Source organism: Pseudoxanthomonas sp. 3HH-4 (assembly GCF_006716465.1).
Lineage (GTDB): Bacteria > Pseudomonadota > Gammaproteobacteria > Xanthomonadales > Xanthomonadaceae > Pseudoxanthomonas_A.
Genome location: NZ_VFPB01000001.1, coordinates 282,650 through 296,362, shown reverse-complemented (window position 1 = coordinate 296,362; position 13,713 = coordinate 282,650). Strand labels below are relative to the sequence as shown.

At 68.5% G+C, this 13,713-nt stretch carries 14 protein-coding genes; 5 read left to right on the top strand and 9 right to left on the bottom strand.

The annotated features are described in order from the left end of the window. The 4 genes from secB to FB548_RS01325 all read right to left on the bottom strand — a co-directional run bounded on the left by secB (window position 1) and on the right by FB548_RS01325 (window position 2,039). Window positions 1-522 (bottom strand): protein-export chaperone SecB, encoded by a 522-nt coding sequence (gene secB, locus FB548_RS01340; RefSeq protein WP_142122975.1) that lies wholly within the window; start codon window positions 520-522, stop codon window positions 1-3. 98 nt (window positions 523-620) lie between these two features. After that, entirely contained in the window at window positions 621-1,064 is a 444-nt protein-coding gene (locus FB548_RS01335; RefSeq protein WP_142122974.1) for a rhodanese-like domain-containing protein, read from the bottom strand. Window positions 1,065-1,128: 64 nt separating this feature from the next. Beyond that, window positions 1,129-1,545: a hypothetical protein gene (locus FB548_RS01330; protein WP_185742007.1), complete on the bottom strand. Its 417-nt coding sequence runs from the start codon at window positions 1,543-1,545 to the stop codon at window positions 1,129-1,131. 35 nt (window positions 1,546-1,580) lie between these two features. Next, window positions 1,581-2,039 carry a YiiD C-terminal domain-containing protein gene (locus tag FB548_RS01325; RefSeq protein WP_142122973.1) on the bottom strand — a complete coding sequence of 153 codons (459 nt, stop codon included), beginning with the start codon at window positions 2,037-2,039 and terminating at the stop codon, window positions 1,581-1,583. Between the two features lie 16 nt (window positions 2,040-2,055). Here FB548_RS01325 and FB548_RS01320 point away from each other — a divergent pair, with 16 nt between their 5' ends. From FB548_RS01320 to FB548_RS01310, 3 genes are read left to right on the top strand one after another with little or no spacing between them, the layout of a single operon-like run. Then, entirely contained in the window at window positions 2,056-2,826 is a 771-nt protein-coding gene (locus FB548_RS01320; protein ID WP_142122972.1) for a uroporphyrinogen-III synthase, read from the top strand. A gap of 47 nt (window positions 2,827-2,873) precedes the next feature. Next, window positions 2,874-3,896: a uroporphyrinogen-III C-methyltransferase gene (locus FB548_RS01315; protein ID WP_142122971.1), complete on the top strand. Its 1,023-nt coding sequence runs from the start codon at window positions 2,874-2,876 to the stop codon at window positions 3,894-3,896. Then, window positions 3,893-5,152 carry a heme biosynthesis HemY N-terminal domain-containing protein gene (locus tag FB548_RS01310; protein ID WP_142122970.1) on the top strand — a complete coding sequence of 420 codons (1,260 nt, stop codon included), beginning with the start codon at window positions 3,893-3,895 and terminating at the stop codon, window positions 5,150-5,152. Before FB548_RS01315 ends, FB548_RS01310 begins: the two co-directional genes overlap by 4 nt. A 15-nt stretch (window positions 5,153-5,167) precedes the next feature. Here FB548_RS01310 and FB548_RS01305 read toward each other — a convergent pair whose 3' ends face one another. After that, window positions 5,168-6,103, bottom strand: coding sequence for a DUF4349 domain-containing protein (locus FB548_RS01305; protein WP_185741928.1), 936 nt, complete (start codon window positions 6,101-6,103; stop codon window positions 5,168-5,170). A gap of 266 nt (window positions 6,104-6,369) precedes the next feature. Between FB548_RS01305 and ggt the strand changes: the two genes are divergently transcribed. Further along, on the top strand, window positions 6,370-8,115 hold the full coding sequence (gene ggt, locus FB548_RS01300; RefSeq protein ID WP_185741927.1) for a gamma-glutamyltransferase: 1,746 nt from the start codon (window positions 6,370-6,372) through the stop codon (window positions 8,113-8,115). A 45-nt stretch (window positions 8,116-8,160) separates the two neighbouring features. Here the strand turns inward: ggt and FB548_RS01295 are convergent, their stop codons facing one another. Then, window positions 8,161-9,441, bottom strand: coding sequence for an acetyl-CoA C-acetyltransferase (locus FB548_RS01295; protein ID WP_142122968.1), 1,281 nt, complete (start codon window positions 9,439-9,441; stop codon window positions 8,161-8,163). Window positions 9,442-9,548: 107 nt separating this feature from the next. Between FB548_RS01295 and FB548_RS01290 the strand changes: the two genes are divergently transcribed. After that, window positions 9,549-10,430: a hypothetical protein gene (locus FB548_RS01290; RefSeq protein ID WP_142122967.1), complete on the top strand. Its 882-nt coding sequence runs from the start codon at window positions 9,549-9,551 to the stop codon at window positions 10,428-10,430. Between the two features lie 127 nt (window positions 10,431-10,557). Here FB548_RS01290 and FB548_RS01285 read toward each other — a convergent pair whose 3' ends face one another. From FB548_RS01285 to FB548_RS01275, 3 genes are all read right to left on the bottom strand, one after another. Then, the gene (locus FB548_RS01285; protein WP_142122966.1) at window positions 10,558-11,130 is read right to left on the bottom strand and encodes a superoxide dismutase family protein; all 573 of its coding nucleotides are present in this window, start codon (window positions 11,128-11,130) and stop codon (window positions 10,558-10,560) included. A 79-nt stretch (window positions 11,131-11,209) separates the two neighbouring features. Further along, window positions 11,210-12,637, bottom strand: a complete 1,428-nt coding sequence (gene ntrC / locus FB548_RS01280; protein WP_185742006.1) for a nitrogen regulation protein NR(I) — start codon at window positions 12,635-12,637, stop codon at window positions 11,210-11,212. Window positions 12,638-12,641: 4 nt separating this feature from the next. Then, the gene (locus tag FB548_RS01275; protein WP_142122964.1) at window positions 12,642-13,694 is read right to left on the bottom strand and encodes an ATP-binding protein; all 1,053 of its coding nucleotides are present in this window, start codon (window positions 13,692-13,694) and stop codon (window positions 12,642-12,644) included. Window positions 13,695-13,713 lie beyond the last annotated feature (19 nt).

Here is a 13,713-nt window from a genome sequence, read left to right as displayed (position 1 = left end):
TCAGGCGTTGCCGACGGGTTCCGAATTGGCCAGCTGGCCTTCGGCCCCGCCCTGCGCGGCGCGCTGGCGCAGCGATTCGGCGTACAACGCCTCGAAGTTGATCGGCTGCAGGAAGAACGGCGGGAAGCCGCCGGCCTGCACCAGGTCGCTGACCAGCTGGCGCACGTACGGGAACAGGATGTTCGGGCACTGCGTGCCGAGCAGCACGTCAACAGCCTGCGGCTCCAGGCCGATCAGGCCGAAGATGCCCGCCTGCTGCACTTCCGCCACATACGCCGTCTTGTCGCCGGCCTTGCAGCTCAGGGTCACGCCGAGCACCACTTCGAACGCATTCTCGCCCAGGCGCTGCACGCGCTGGTTGAGGTTGAGTTGCAGCTCCGGCTGTACGTTTTCGGCGAACACCGCCGGGGCGCCGGGAACCTCGAAGGAAACGTCCTTGACGTAGATCTTTTCGACAGTGAAAGCGGGGCCAGCGGCTTCGGCGGCAGGCGCAACCGCGCCGTTGGTGGTCTCGTCGGACATTTCTTGACTCCGGAATCTGGATTGCTGCGGTGAATGGAAATTATGTCATGGCGGCACGCGGGCCCCTGTTCAAGGGCGGGGCCGCGGCCAAAGCAGGCTCAGCGGCCCTTGACCAGCGGCAGGTCGGCCTGTTGCCAGGCGGCGATGCCACCATCAAGCGCATAGACCTTCTCGAAACCCGCTTTTTTCAAACGCTTGGCGGCACCCGCCGAGGCCTGCCCGGTCCGGCAGACCAGCACCACCGGCAGGGCCTTCGACCCGGCCAGCAGTTTGCTTTCGGGATCGAAGCTGCTGGGCAGCACGTTGCGACTGCCCGCAATGTGGCCCTTCTCGAAGTCGTTGCTCGCCGACAGGTCTACCACCAGCGCGTTCTCGCTGTTGACCAGGTGGGTCAGCTCGGCCGGGCGCAGCGCCTTGTAGCCGCGGAACAGGCGTGCGATCTCGGTGTAGATGATCGCGACCGTCAGGCCGACGAAGGCCAGTGACAGCATCTGGTTCCAGGGCGAACCGGTGGCAAAGGCCAGGATTTCTTGGAAATTCACGGGATTTGGAGGCAGTGGAGCGGGCGGCGATTGTCGCACAGGACGTCGCCAGGGCGGCGGACGGCTACTCCCCGTCCCACAGGTCCGGCAGACCCACTACCAGCCACCAACGCTTCATTTCCGGATCCCAGCGCCAGCGTTCGCGGTAGCGCAGGGTCCGCTCGGCCATGGTGTGCTTGTTGATCACGCGCAGTTCCACCGCACGCTCCACCGTCCCGTCCGGGCCGGCATTGGTCGAAACATCGCGGTACCCGGAGATCTGGACCTGCTGGTAGCGCTCGAACTCCAGTTCGGTCATCGGGTGTTCGAGCTTGTAGGCGGGATCGACGGCCTGCCATGCGTTCTCGAAATCCCCCCAGCGGATCGAGGCCGCGTAGGTATCCTGCATCTGCTGCAGCTTGCCGCGCTGCAGGCGACTCTGGGCAGCGGCGGGCGCAAGCACCAGCATCAGCAAGCCCACCGCCAACAGCATCTTCCGGATCACGTGCATGGCACCCCCTCTGTCATGCCGGCATGCTACCGCTTTGCGATGGCGACGAACCGTCCCACCAGGGTAGTGGCACTGCCGCCTTCAGGTAGCACAACCCGGGCATCGACCTGGATCCGCGCACGGCCACGCTGCACCAGCGTATCCAGAAAGGTCTCCCAGGACTGCCCTTCGCCGAACATGGCGTCTGCCACTAGGTCGGCATACAGCGGCGCGAGATAGCGGACCTGGCTGTCGGCCACGTAGACCTCGGCTTTCAGGCCCGCCAGACGGAGTTTCAGCGTTACCAGTCCCCACCCCGCCACGGTCATCAGCGAGGTCAGGCTGCCGCCGAAAGCGTTGCCCTTGTCGTTGACGTTGGCGGATAACGGAGCGGTCAGCCGCAATGCCCCGTCGTGGAAGCCGTCAACCTCCACGCCCATCGCCGCCACCGGCGGCATGCCACGACAATACTCACGCAGTTCCTGCAAGGCTTCTTCTGCACTCATCACTCATAATCCGCGCATGGGACACCCAACGCCGCCGGCATGGTACGTCATCTCGCTGCGGCCCCAGGGCGGCCACGATGCACTTCGTCGTGCCGCGCGACGCCACGGCGCCGGATTGCTGGCTATGTCGCCCTGGCGCATCCAGCGATGCGATGACAACGCCACGCGCGCTGATCTGCGTGACGCCCTCGCCTGCAAGAAAGTCGTGTTCACTAGCCCTGCCGCGGTTTCAGCGGCGCACGCCCTGCAGCCCCTGGACGCGCGACCCGGCCAATCATGGCTGGCAGTGGGTGCCGGCACTGCGACGGCGTTGCGCCGCGCCGGCATCGCGCACGTGTCGTTCCCTGCACGCATGGATAGCGAAGGCCTGCTCGCCCTGCCGGCGCTGGCCGACGTGCGCGGGACTGACGTCGGCTTCGTCACTGCACCCGACGGCCGCAACCTGCTGATACCCACGCTGGAATCCCGCGGCGCCCGCCTGCACCGCGCCGAGGTCTATCGTCGTGAACCCGTCGCACTGACACCCCGCGCCCTCGCGGCACTCGCTGGCCTGCACGCGCCCGCCTGCCTGCTGGTGAGCAGCGGCGGCGCCCTGGAGCAGGTCCTCGCACAGCTGCCGGGCCCGTTGCAGGCACGCCTGCGGGATACCACCGTGGTCGCCGCAAGTGCACGCCTGGCCGACGCTGCGCGCGATGCCGGGTTCGCGCATGTCCTTCAGGCCGCCGGTCCGCGCCCGGCCCAGATGATCAGGACGGCCTGCACGGCCATGCTTCCCGGCATCCGGTAGCATCTGCGGCGCCCATCACGCTTTCGACCGCCGACAAGGATGCTTGTGTGAACGAAGAACCGTCCCCTCCCCGCCGCGCCGATGGTGCGGGCCGCCTCATCACCGTGGCGCTGGTGGTGTTGGCCATCGGCGTCGGCGCATGGCGGGGCTGGGTGTGGTGGCAGGCTCGCAATGCCGAGGAGCAGACCGCACAGTCGGCGGCCATGCAGCGCATCGAGGCACTCGAAGCGCGCACGGACGCCCTGAGGCGCGATCAGCGCGCGCAGGCGCAGCGCCTGCTCGATGCGGCGGCCACCAACCGCGTGTTGCGCGACGAAGTGCTCGGCCTGGGGCAGCGCGGTGCCTTGCTCGAGGAGAGCGTCGCCAAGCTGACCGACCCGAACCGGCACGGTGCGCAGGCACTGCGGCTGGACGAAGTGGAACTCCTGCTTTCGCAGGCGGCGCAACGACTGGATATTGCGCGTGACCTGGACGGAGCGCGACGTGCTTACGCACTGGCCTCCGGCACCCTGGACGGGATGGACGACCACCGCCTGTTGAACCTCAAGCAGACACTGGCGCAGGAGCGCGCTGCGCTGGACGCGCTGGGCGCCGGCACTCAGGCGGCGTCGCTCACGCAGCTGGGCGCCCTCGCTGATGCGCTCGCGGGCCTCCCGCGCGACAACATGGTCGATGCACAGGCGCACGCTCGCCCGGCATGGCAGCGCATGCTCGCGCCCCTGGTCGACGTGCGGCCCACGCGCGATACCACGCTGGTGGCACCCGACGACCGCGCCACTGCCGACGCGGCGCTGCAGATCGAGATCAGCCTCGCGCGGGCTGCTCTGGAACGCGGGGACGCAGCCGCCCTGCGCGTCGCCCTCGCACGCATCGCGACATGGCTGCCGCGCTTGTGGCCCGATTCACCGCAACGACGGCAGGTTCAGGTCCAGCTGCGCACATTGCAGCAAGCGCCCGCACCCACGCGGCCGGCCGTGCTGGGCAGCACGCTGCAGCAGTTGCGCGCATTGCGTAACGCCGGCGTGCGATTGTCGGTGCCGGCCGCGAACACGCCGGAGGTGACGCCATGAAACCATTCCGCACCGTGATGCTGCTGCTGTTGCTCGTCCTGGCGGGCGTGCTGGCAGCGCAATGGATGGCGGGTACCGACCGCGACCTGGGCGAGGTCTTCATCCGCTTCGCCGGTTACGACCTGCACACGAACGTGCCGCGCGCGCTGCTTTCGCTGATCCTGATCGGTGCAGTGTCATGGCTGGCCTGGCGCCTGATCTCGCTGCCGTTCCGTGCATGGGGTCGCCATCGCCGCAAGCAGGCGCGCGCGCGCCTCATCGATGGCCTGGATGCGCTGCACGCTGGGCACTGGCAGAAGGCCGAGAAGTTGCTGGAGCGCGCCGCGGACGATGGTGAAGTAGGTCCCGTCGCACGCATCGCCGCCGTGCAGGCGGCGCAGGCGCGCGGCGATGAAACCTCGATGCAGCGCCATCTCGCCGCGCTGCGGGAGCGCTCAGTGACGGCGCATGCGCTGGCATCGGCACAGATCGCGCTGGACGCGGGACGGCCGGACGAGGCTCTCGCCATCCTCGATGGCGCAGACGTTCAGCCGCTGCCGCCGCGCGGCCTGCTACTGCGCACGCAGGCGTTGGCCGCCACCGCACGTGCGGGCGAAGCTTATGGCCTCCTGGGCTCGCTGAAGCAGAACCAGGCCATGGCGCCTGGCGCGTTCGAAACGCTGGAGATCCGCCTCGCTTCGCAATCACTGCTCGAAGCGACCGATCCCAACGTATTGGCGGAGCGCTGGGAAACGCTAACCAAGCCGCTGCGGCTCCACCCCGCAGCGGTCGCCGCCTACGCCGAACGCGCTGCGTCGCTGCGCTGGGAAGATGCCGCGACCCGCAGTATCGAGCAGGCGCTGGAAGCCCGCTGGGATGAATCACTCGCCGCGTTGTACGGCCGCCTGCCGGTCGGGAAGCTCGACTCCCGCCGGGCCAGCGCACAGCATTGGCTGGCGGCCCATCCCGCCAGCCCTTCGCTGTTGCTTACCCTGGGTCGACTTTCGCGCCTGCAGGGGCAATGGATGCAGGGACAGGACTTCCTGCACCGCGCGATCGCGCAGGGCGCGGGTGCAGAAGCATGGGAAGAGCTTGGCGACGGCTTCAGCGCGGCCGGCGACACGGCGATGGCGCAGCAGTGCTACGGCAATGCGCTGAAGGCCGCACGTGGCGGCGCGACCATGGAATTGCCCGGTCGCGACATGAAGCAGAAGATCCACGACGAGGCCGTCGTGGAGGAGCGCGATGCGCACGGATTGCCGCGACTCAGGGACTGAGCGCGCGGCGCGCGATCAGCCGACCGCCGGCTTCCGGCGCCAGCGCCGCCAGCCCAGCAACAGCGCAAGCACGCATAGCCACAACGGCCACAGTGCGGCCAGTGCGATGACGACCTCCAGCCCGCCGCGCCAGCCGATCGCGAGCGCATCACGCAGCCGGTTGAAGAAGCCGGGTCCGTTGTCGCGGAACACGGCATCCACGTCGACACGCTCGGTCCTGCGCACGTGCGCATCCTGGTGCAACGACAGGGTGATGGTGCTGAAGGCGACGCGGTCCTCGAACTCCTTCTGCGCGATCAGTGCCTCGTCGCGGCTGGCACGCGCCGCGCCGCGCGACTGGATCGCATCGGTCTTGTCGCCCAGCTTGCCGCCCGCCTGCACGGCCTCACCCAGTTCCTGCTGCTCGTCCTGCGCGCGCTGGCGTGCCAGTTGCTGGCGCAGCAGGTCGAACTGCGCATCGCGGGCCGAGAAGCTGCGCCGGTCCAGGAATGCCATCTGAGCGGCGACGGCGCGCAGGAAAGCCTGCGTGCGCTCGCTGGGTACGCGTACGGTCAACTCGCCCTGCAGGGTGTACTCGGTCAGTTCCAGTCGCTTGCCTTGCCCGAGCGGGCGGCTCAGCACACGCTGCACCTGCGAGGTGATCTCGTTGCCGACGACGAAACCGCCCTGTGCGGCGACCTCATCCTCGATCGCCAGCGCGGTGCGGTAGACATCCACCACCTGGAACTGTGCCTGCGCGGTGCGGATGAAGTGGCGTTGTGGGTCGACCTGGCTCGCCACATCCGAGGCCATCTGCGAAGGGTCGACCCCGGGGCCCTGCAACGCCGGCGACGCGACGTTCTTCTGGGGCGCCGCCGCGGCGAAATCATCGGAGGGCGCTTCGGCCAGTAGGGGCGCGCCTGTGGCGTCGGCGCGTGACTCGGCGGCAGCAGCGGCATCGGGCTCGGCCATTTCTCGCTTGCTGCAGGCAACAACGAGGATCGAGAGAGCTAACAGCGGAACAACGCAGTACATCCTGTGCAGGCGCATGGAAACTCCAAAGGCTGGGAGGGCGATGGCCGGGTTGCCGACCCGACTACCAACGCATGGCGCGGGCCACCGGGGTTGGCGGGCATCATTCCATGCTTCGATGCGCTGTGGCGCAGGTCTCGGCGTGGCCCGCCGAGACCCGCCTGGACCATGTGACAATCGGATCGCCTGCCCTTCGGTGATCCGCGATGACCCGACTCCTGCGTGCCGTCTTTCTGCTCGCCCTGCTGGCCGCCACGGGTGCGCATGCCAAAACGCCGGTCGCCTCCGGCACCGGCGGGGGTGCGGCGACGATCAGCGAACAGGCCACGCGGTCGGCGATCGCGGTCCTCGACCGCGGCGGCAATGCGGTCGATGCCGGCGTCGCGGCGGCGGCCACGCTGGGCGTCACGGATCCCTTCAGCTGCGGGATCGGCGGGGGCGGCTTCATGGTGGTTTATCTGGCAAAGGAGAAGCGCGTGGTCACCCTCGACCATCGCGAGACGGCGCCCGCCGCCGTTGCGCCCGCCCTCTTCATCGAGGAGGGTCGAGAGATGGACTTCGATACCGCCGTCGCCAGCGGCCTGTCGGTCGGCGTGCCCGGCACCGTGCGCGGTTGGCACGAGGCGCTGCGGCGCTACGGCACGATGTCGTTCGAACAGGTCCTGGCACCGGCGATCTCGGTAGCAGAGCAGGGCTTCACCGTCGATGCCAACTTCTCGAATCTGGTCGCGCGGAATGAAGGCAAGTTCCGTCGCTTCCCCGCCACTGCTGCGCTGTACCTGCGGGAAGGCAAGGCACTCCCTGCGGGTACGACGCTGCGCAATCCCGATCTCGCACGTGCGTACCGCCTGCTGGCGCGCGGTGGTGTGAAGGCCTTTTACGAAGGCCCGTTGGCGCACGCGATCGTCGACGCGGTGAATCGTCCACCGACGGCGGCCGGCGTTTCGGTGCGCGGCGGCCGCATGACGCTGGCGGATCTGGCCGACTACGAAGCCCGCGTGCGCGCGCCGGTGCGCTCCACCTACCGCGACTATGAGCTGTACGGCATGCCGCTGCCGAGCAGCGGTGGCGTGACCGTGTTCGAAGCGCTGAACATCCTCGAAGGCTACGACCTGAAGGCGCTGCCGCGCGCGCAGGCGGAGCATCTCTATCTGGAAGCGAGCCGTCTCGCCTTCGCCGACCGCGACGCTTACCTGGCCGATCCCGAGTACGTGGATGCGCCCGTGGCAGGTCTGCTCAGCAAGGCGTATGCCGCGCAGCGGCGCACATTGATCGATCCCGCGCACGCCGCGCCGGGTCCGGTCGCCGCCGGCGATCCCTTCGCCTTCCAACAGGATGCGAGTTATCCGCTGCGTCCCGCGCCGCGCGCGCTGCTACCGGAGAGCGCCCACACCACGCACCTGACCGTCTCGGACAAGGACGGCAACGTCGTCGCGTACACGTTCACCATCGAGGACTGGGGCGGCAGCGGCATGGTGGTGCCGGGTTACGGGTTCCTGCTCAACAACGAGCTGACCGACTTCGACTTCACCGGCCCGCACCCCAACGTGCCCGAAGGCGGCAAGCGCCCGCGCAGCAGCATGACGCCGACGCTCGCGCTGAAAGACGGGAGGCCCGCGTTCTCCATCGGCAGCCCGGGCGGTTCCACCATCATCAGCACGGTGCTGCAGACCATAGTCAATTACATCGACCTGGGCCTGCCCATGGATCAGGCGATAGACGCGCTGCGGCTGTCGCAGCGCAACGGCGACACGACGGACGTCGAGCCCGGTTTCGCCGGGAGCGCACAGGCTAACGCGCTGGTGCTTTACGGACAGCGCTGGTCGGCGCAGGCGGAGGAGATCGGCGCCGCGAATGCACTGGTGTTCAACACGGACGGCACGGTGACCGCCGTCAGCGAGGGCCACCGCCATGGCGTCGGCAGCGCGCAGGTGCAGATGCCGGCGCGGTGAGGCGGCATCTTCCCAGCCAAACAACGCGTTTGACGCTGCGGTGGCTCAACGCTCGATGATCGCCACCACGCCCATGCCGCCAGCGGTGCAGATGGAGACCAGCGCACGGCCGCCACCACGCTGCTTCAGTTCCTTGGCCACGGTGGCGACGATGCGCGCACCCGTGGCGGCGAACGGATGGCCCGTCGCCAGCGAGGAACCGTTGGGGTTCATCTTGGCGGGATCGATCCTGCCCAGCGGCGCGTCCAGGCCCAGGCGGTTGCGGCAGTAGTCTTCGCTTTCCCACGCGCGCAGCGTGCACAGCACCTGTGCGGCGAAGGCTTCGTGGATCTCGTAGATGTCGAAGTCCTGCAGCGTCAGGCCATTGCGCTTGAGCATTTCCGGCACGGCCACGGTCGGCGCCATCAGCAAGCCTTCGCCGTGGACGAAATCGACCGCCGACACCTGCGCGTCCTTCAGGTAGGCCAGTGGCTCGTGGCCGTGCGCCTTCGCCCACTCGTCGCTGGACAGCAGCACCGCGGCCGCGCCGTCGGTCAGCGGCGTGGAATTGGCGGCGGTCAGCGTGCCACGGCCAGAGGTCTTGTCGAAGGCCGGCTTCAACGTAGCCAGTTTTTCCAGCGAGGTGTCGGCGCGCAGGATGTTGTCGCGCTCGAGGCCGCGGAACGGAGCGATGAGGTCATCGAAGAAGCCGCGCTCGTACGCGGCGGCCAGCTTCTTGTGCGACGCGACGGCGAGTTCGTCCTGCGAGTCACGCGAGATGTTCCACTCCTTCGCCATGTCCTCGCAGTGGTCGCCCATGCTCTTGCCTGTGCGCGGTTCGGCCACCCCGGGGAACTCCGGCTTCAGTTCGCTGAACTTGAAGCCGCCGACCAGCGCCTTGATCTTGTCCTGCGTGGTCTTGGCACGATTCGCGGCCAACAGCCGCGCGCGCAGCTTCTTGCCGTAGACGATCGGCACTTCGGACGTGGTGTCCGAACCGCCGCCGATGCCGGAGTCGATCTGGCCCAGTGCGATCTTGTTGCCGATGTGGATGATGGTGTCCAGGCTGGTGCCGCAGGCGCGTTGCAGGGTGATGCCCGGCGTCAGCGGCGACAGGCCGGACGACAACGCGGCTTCGCGGCCCAGGTTCCAGTCGGAGGAATGCTTGATCACCGCACCCATCGCCACTTCGCCGAGTTGCTGGCCGTGCAGGCCGAAGCGCTCGACCAGCGCGCCCAGCGTGCGCACCGACATGCCCAGGTTCCCGACATCCGCATAGGCCGTGTTCTGGCGGCAGAACGGAATGCGGACGCCGCCGAGGATGGCGACGGGACGGGGAGCGGGCATGGGGACCTCGGTGCGGATGGCGATGATGGATGGGTGAAGATGCGCCTGCGTACGGCAGGCATAATGGGGGAGTGTAATGCGCCCCTCCATCGCCTCCAACCGCTGACATGACTCGACCCCCAACCGGCCCCGTCGTCATGGGCGTGATTGCCCTGGAGCTCGCCGCCGGCCATCCGCCGCAGCGCGCAGCGCTGGCCGCGTCTGAAGCGAGCGAACTGGCCGGCAAACTGGGGCGCGACCTGGCCGTGCATGCGCCGCAGGTGCGTGACCTGGATCTCGTCTTCGCCGCCGCGCATTTCGATCCCGCCGAAGCCCTGCGCCCCGGTTGGCCGCTGCACCAGCGGCTGCGCGAGCTGCACCAGCGCGCACCGGGAGGCGGCGAAGGCGCACGCCTGATCGCGTTCGGTGCCGATGAATCCGGCGACATTCCGATGCCGTTGCAGGCGGACGATGGCCTGCGCGGTGGCCTGCTGCGCGTGGTGCCGTTCTTGCTCAGTGGCGAGGACCATACGGTCGAAGCCGTCAGCGAACGGTTGGAGACCGTACTGCTCGAAACCGGCATGGCCCAAGCCGATACCGCGCTACTCGCACAGACCGCCTTCGGTGCGCAGATCGAGCACGCGCGCTACATGACCCTGCACGACCTCGCCGCGATGACCGCGATGCAGTACGAACACGGCGGCCTGGGCGCGCTGTGGCCGGTCATCGAAACCGCGCTGATGGCGCCGGCGGAAGAACAATGGCTGGATGCGCTGCCGGAACCGTTGCTGCGCTACGCGGGCGGCGAAGTGCACATTGCGCTGTTCGAACCGCTGGCATGGCGAGCGCGGTACGCGCCGCAGGAAGCCACCGATGAGCGACTGGAACGCGCGTACCAGCACTTCCAGGCACGCCAGCAGCAGATCGCCGCCGTGCTGGAAGCGCACGGCGTTCCGGTGACGTTCGCGCACTGCCCCGGCAACGCGGATCCGCGGACTGCGATGGCGTAATGGCGTAATGGCGGACATCCGCCCCACGCATTCCCTGCAGGAGGGGCTTCATCCCCGGCGCTTTCGCGGGGATGTCTGAGAAGCAAGAGCCTCGGGGCTGAAGCCCCTCCTGCAACACCAGGCCGGGTTACCGGGTGATCTTGATGATGCCGCAGGCCACCCGCGCCCCGGCGTTGCCGGCGGGCTGGCTGGCGTAGTCATCCGGCGCGGCGTGCACGATCAGTGCGCGCGTGGCGACATCGTTCACCGCGCCGCCACCCAGCGTGACGCCTTCCACATGTGCATCCACCTTCGCCACGCCGTCGGCGTTGGCGGTGAGGTTGTTCATGTCGCCTGCATGGTGCGCGCCGCTGCCGGCCTTGCCGTGCGCCGTGTTGAACGGATTGAAATGCGGGCCGGCGCTGCTGGCGTCGGCGGCGCTGCAGTCGCCCTTCTCGTGGACATGGAAGGCATGCGTGCTGTTGGCCTGCAGGCCACCGATTTCGCCGGTCAGGTGCAGGCCCTTGCCCATCGGGGTGAGCGTGACGCTGCCACTGACCAGGCTGCCGGACGCGGAAGCCAGCACCGCGACGGCCTGCTTGGCGGTGCTGGTGGTGGGAACGTCAGACGTGGCCGTCGACGGGGGCGAAGACGAGGATGGCGTGGTGCCGCAAGCCGCGAGCGTGAGGGCGGAGGCGGCGGCCAACAAGGCGATGCGCATGGGGAGCTCCAGGTGCAGGTCGTGGCCCGCTACCGTAACCATCGCTACCTTCATGTTCGATGAAAGCAGCGGGGCACGCCTATCCGCGCTTGCGACCGGGACCCAGCTTCCGGGTCACGGTATTGCGCCCAACGCCTAGCCGGGCCGCCGCTTCGGCGCGGCGGCCATGGGTCAGTTCCAGCGCGACCTCGAGCAGCGTGCGATCGAGTCGCTCGCGCGCCTCTGCATGCAGCGACTCGGCGCCTTCCAGCAGGCGACGGCGCGCCCATTCGCCCAGTGCATGGTCCCATTCGCCACGCGTGCCCGTCGCAGGCGCATGCAGCAGCGCACCCTGCAGATCGGCCGTGTTGATGAGATCGGCCGGTGCCAGTGCGGCCAGCCGCCAGCACACGTTCTCCAGTTCGCGCACGTTGCCGGGCCAGTCATGGGCCTGCAGCAGGTCCAGTGCCGGCGCGCTGAAACGCTTGGCCGCGATGTCGAGCTTGCGGGTGGCCGTCGCGAGGAAGTTCTCGGCCAGTTGCGGCACATCCGCGCGGCGCTCGCGCAACGGCGGCAGTTGCAGCCGCACTACGTTCAACCGGTGCAGCAGGTCGGCACGGAAGCGGCCTTCCGCGACCAGTCCGTCAAGGTCCTGGTGGGTGGCGGCGATCACGCGCACGTCCACGCGGATCAGCTCGCGTCCGCCGACGCGGAAGAACTCGCCCTCTGCCAGCACGCGCAGCAACCGGGTCTGCAGTGGCAGCGGCATGTCGCCGATCTCGTCGAGGAACAGCGTGCCGCCATCCGCCTGCTCGAAGCGGCCGATGTGCCGCTTCTGCGCGCCCGTGAAGGCACCGGCCTCATGGCCGAACAGTTCGCTTTCCAGCAACTCCGATGGAATCGCCGCGGTGTTGAGTGCCACGAACGGTTTTCGCGAGCGCGGCGACTCATGGTGCAACGCATGCGCAACCAGTTCCTTGCCGGTGCCGGTTTCACCGGTGATCAGCACCGACAGCGGCGCCTGCGCCAAGCGACCGATCGCGCGGAACAGCGCGCGCATGGCGGGCGTGTCCCCGATCAGCTGCGGCGTTGCCGATGCCGCTGCGTCGACATCCTGGGTCGTCCCTGCCGCCTCTTCCGCATCCGGCAGCGTGCGCGCGGCCAGCGCCACGGCATCGTCGAGGTCGAACGGCTTGGAGAGGAATTCATGTGCGCCACCACGGAACGCGCCGGCCGTGCTGGCAACATCGGTGTAGGCGGACATCACGATGACGGGCAGCTGTGGATGCGTGGCCTTCAGCTTGTCGAGCAGCACCAGGCCGTCGTCGCCGGGCATGCGCACGTCGGTGAACAGCAGGTCGGGCGCACCGCGGGAACCAAGCGCGTGCAATGCCGCGGCGGCGCTGTCGAAGCCGTCCACCGTGTAACCCGCGTCGCGCAATGCGGTGGCCAGCACGAAGCGCACCGAACGGTCGTCATCGACCACCCAGATCCTGCGGGCGTCGGTGGCGGCGCTGGTGGCGGCCAGGCGATCAGTGGACATGACGTTCCTCGTCGGGGTCGTGCAACGACTGCGGCAGCAGCAGGGTGAAGACCGTATGGCCGGGGCGCGAGCGGTAGGTCAGCGACCCCCGGTGTTCGCGCGCCACCTGCTGCGACAGCGCCAGGCCCAGGCCGCTGCCTTCCGCGCGGCCGCTGACCAGCGGCAGGAACAGATGCTCGGCGAGCGCTTCGGGCACGCCGCGGCCGTCGTCGACGATCTCCACCCGCAACGCCATCGTGTGCAGGTGGTCGTGGATGCGTGACCCGTGTTCGACACGGGTGCGCAGGATGATGTTGGCGGCGCCCGCCTGCAGGGCGTTGCGCACCAGGTTCCAGACCGCTTGCGTCAGTCGGTCGGCGTCGCCGGACAGTTCCGGCAGGCTGGGGTCGTAGTCGCGCTGCAGGCGCACCGACCAGCCACCCTCGTTCTCGGCCAGCCGCAGCACGCGCTCCAGCACGGTATGGATATTCAAGGCAGCGTGCGGGCGCTGAGGGGATGGCGAAAGCAGTTGTTCAAGCAGGGTGTTGAGGCGGTTGATTTCGGATTCGATCAGTTCGATCAGCTCGCGCTCGTCGTCGTTGTCGTTGCGATGCGCAGCCCGGCGCGCCAGCAGCTGGGCAGCGCCCTTCAGGCCGGCCAGTGGATTGCGCAGCTCGTGCGCCAGCCCCTTCAGCGCGGCGCTCAGTGCATTCGGCAGGACTTGGGTGGGATCGAGCGCGGGGAATTCGTCCACCGGATGCGCTTCCAGCAGCCAGCCTCCGCCGTCCAGCCGCGACAGCCAGCCCTCGGCGAAGCACGGCGACTCGCCGGGCATGCCCAGCGCCATGCGGTGCAGCCGCAGGACGTCGCGATCAGTGTTGTCCAGGAACCGTGCCATGGCGTCGCCTTCGATCTCCAAGGCCGCCAGGGGTTGTCCCAGCAGGCGGCGGCTACTGACGCCCAGCCAGCGGGCGAAGGCAGGATTCACGCCGCGGATCAGGCCGTCGGCATCCGCCCAGGCCACCGGTGTGCTGAGCGCGTCGGTGGTGGGCTCAAAACGCATGCGGGATGGGTCCGGGGAC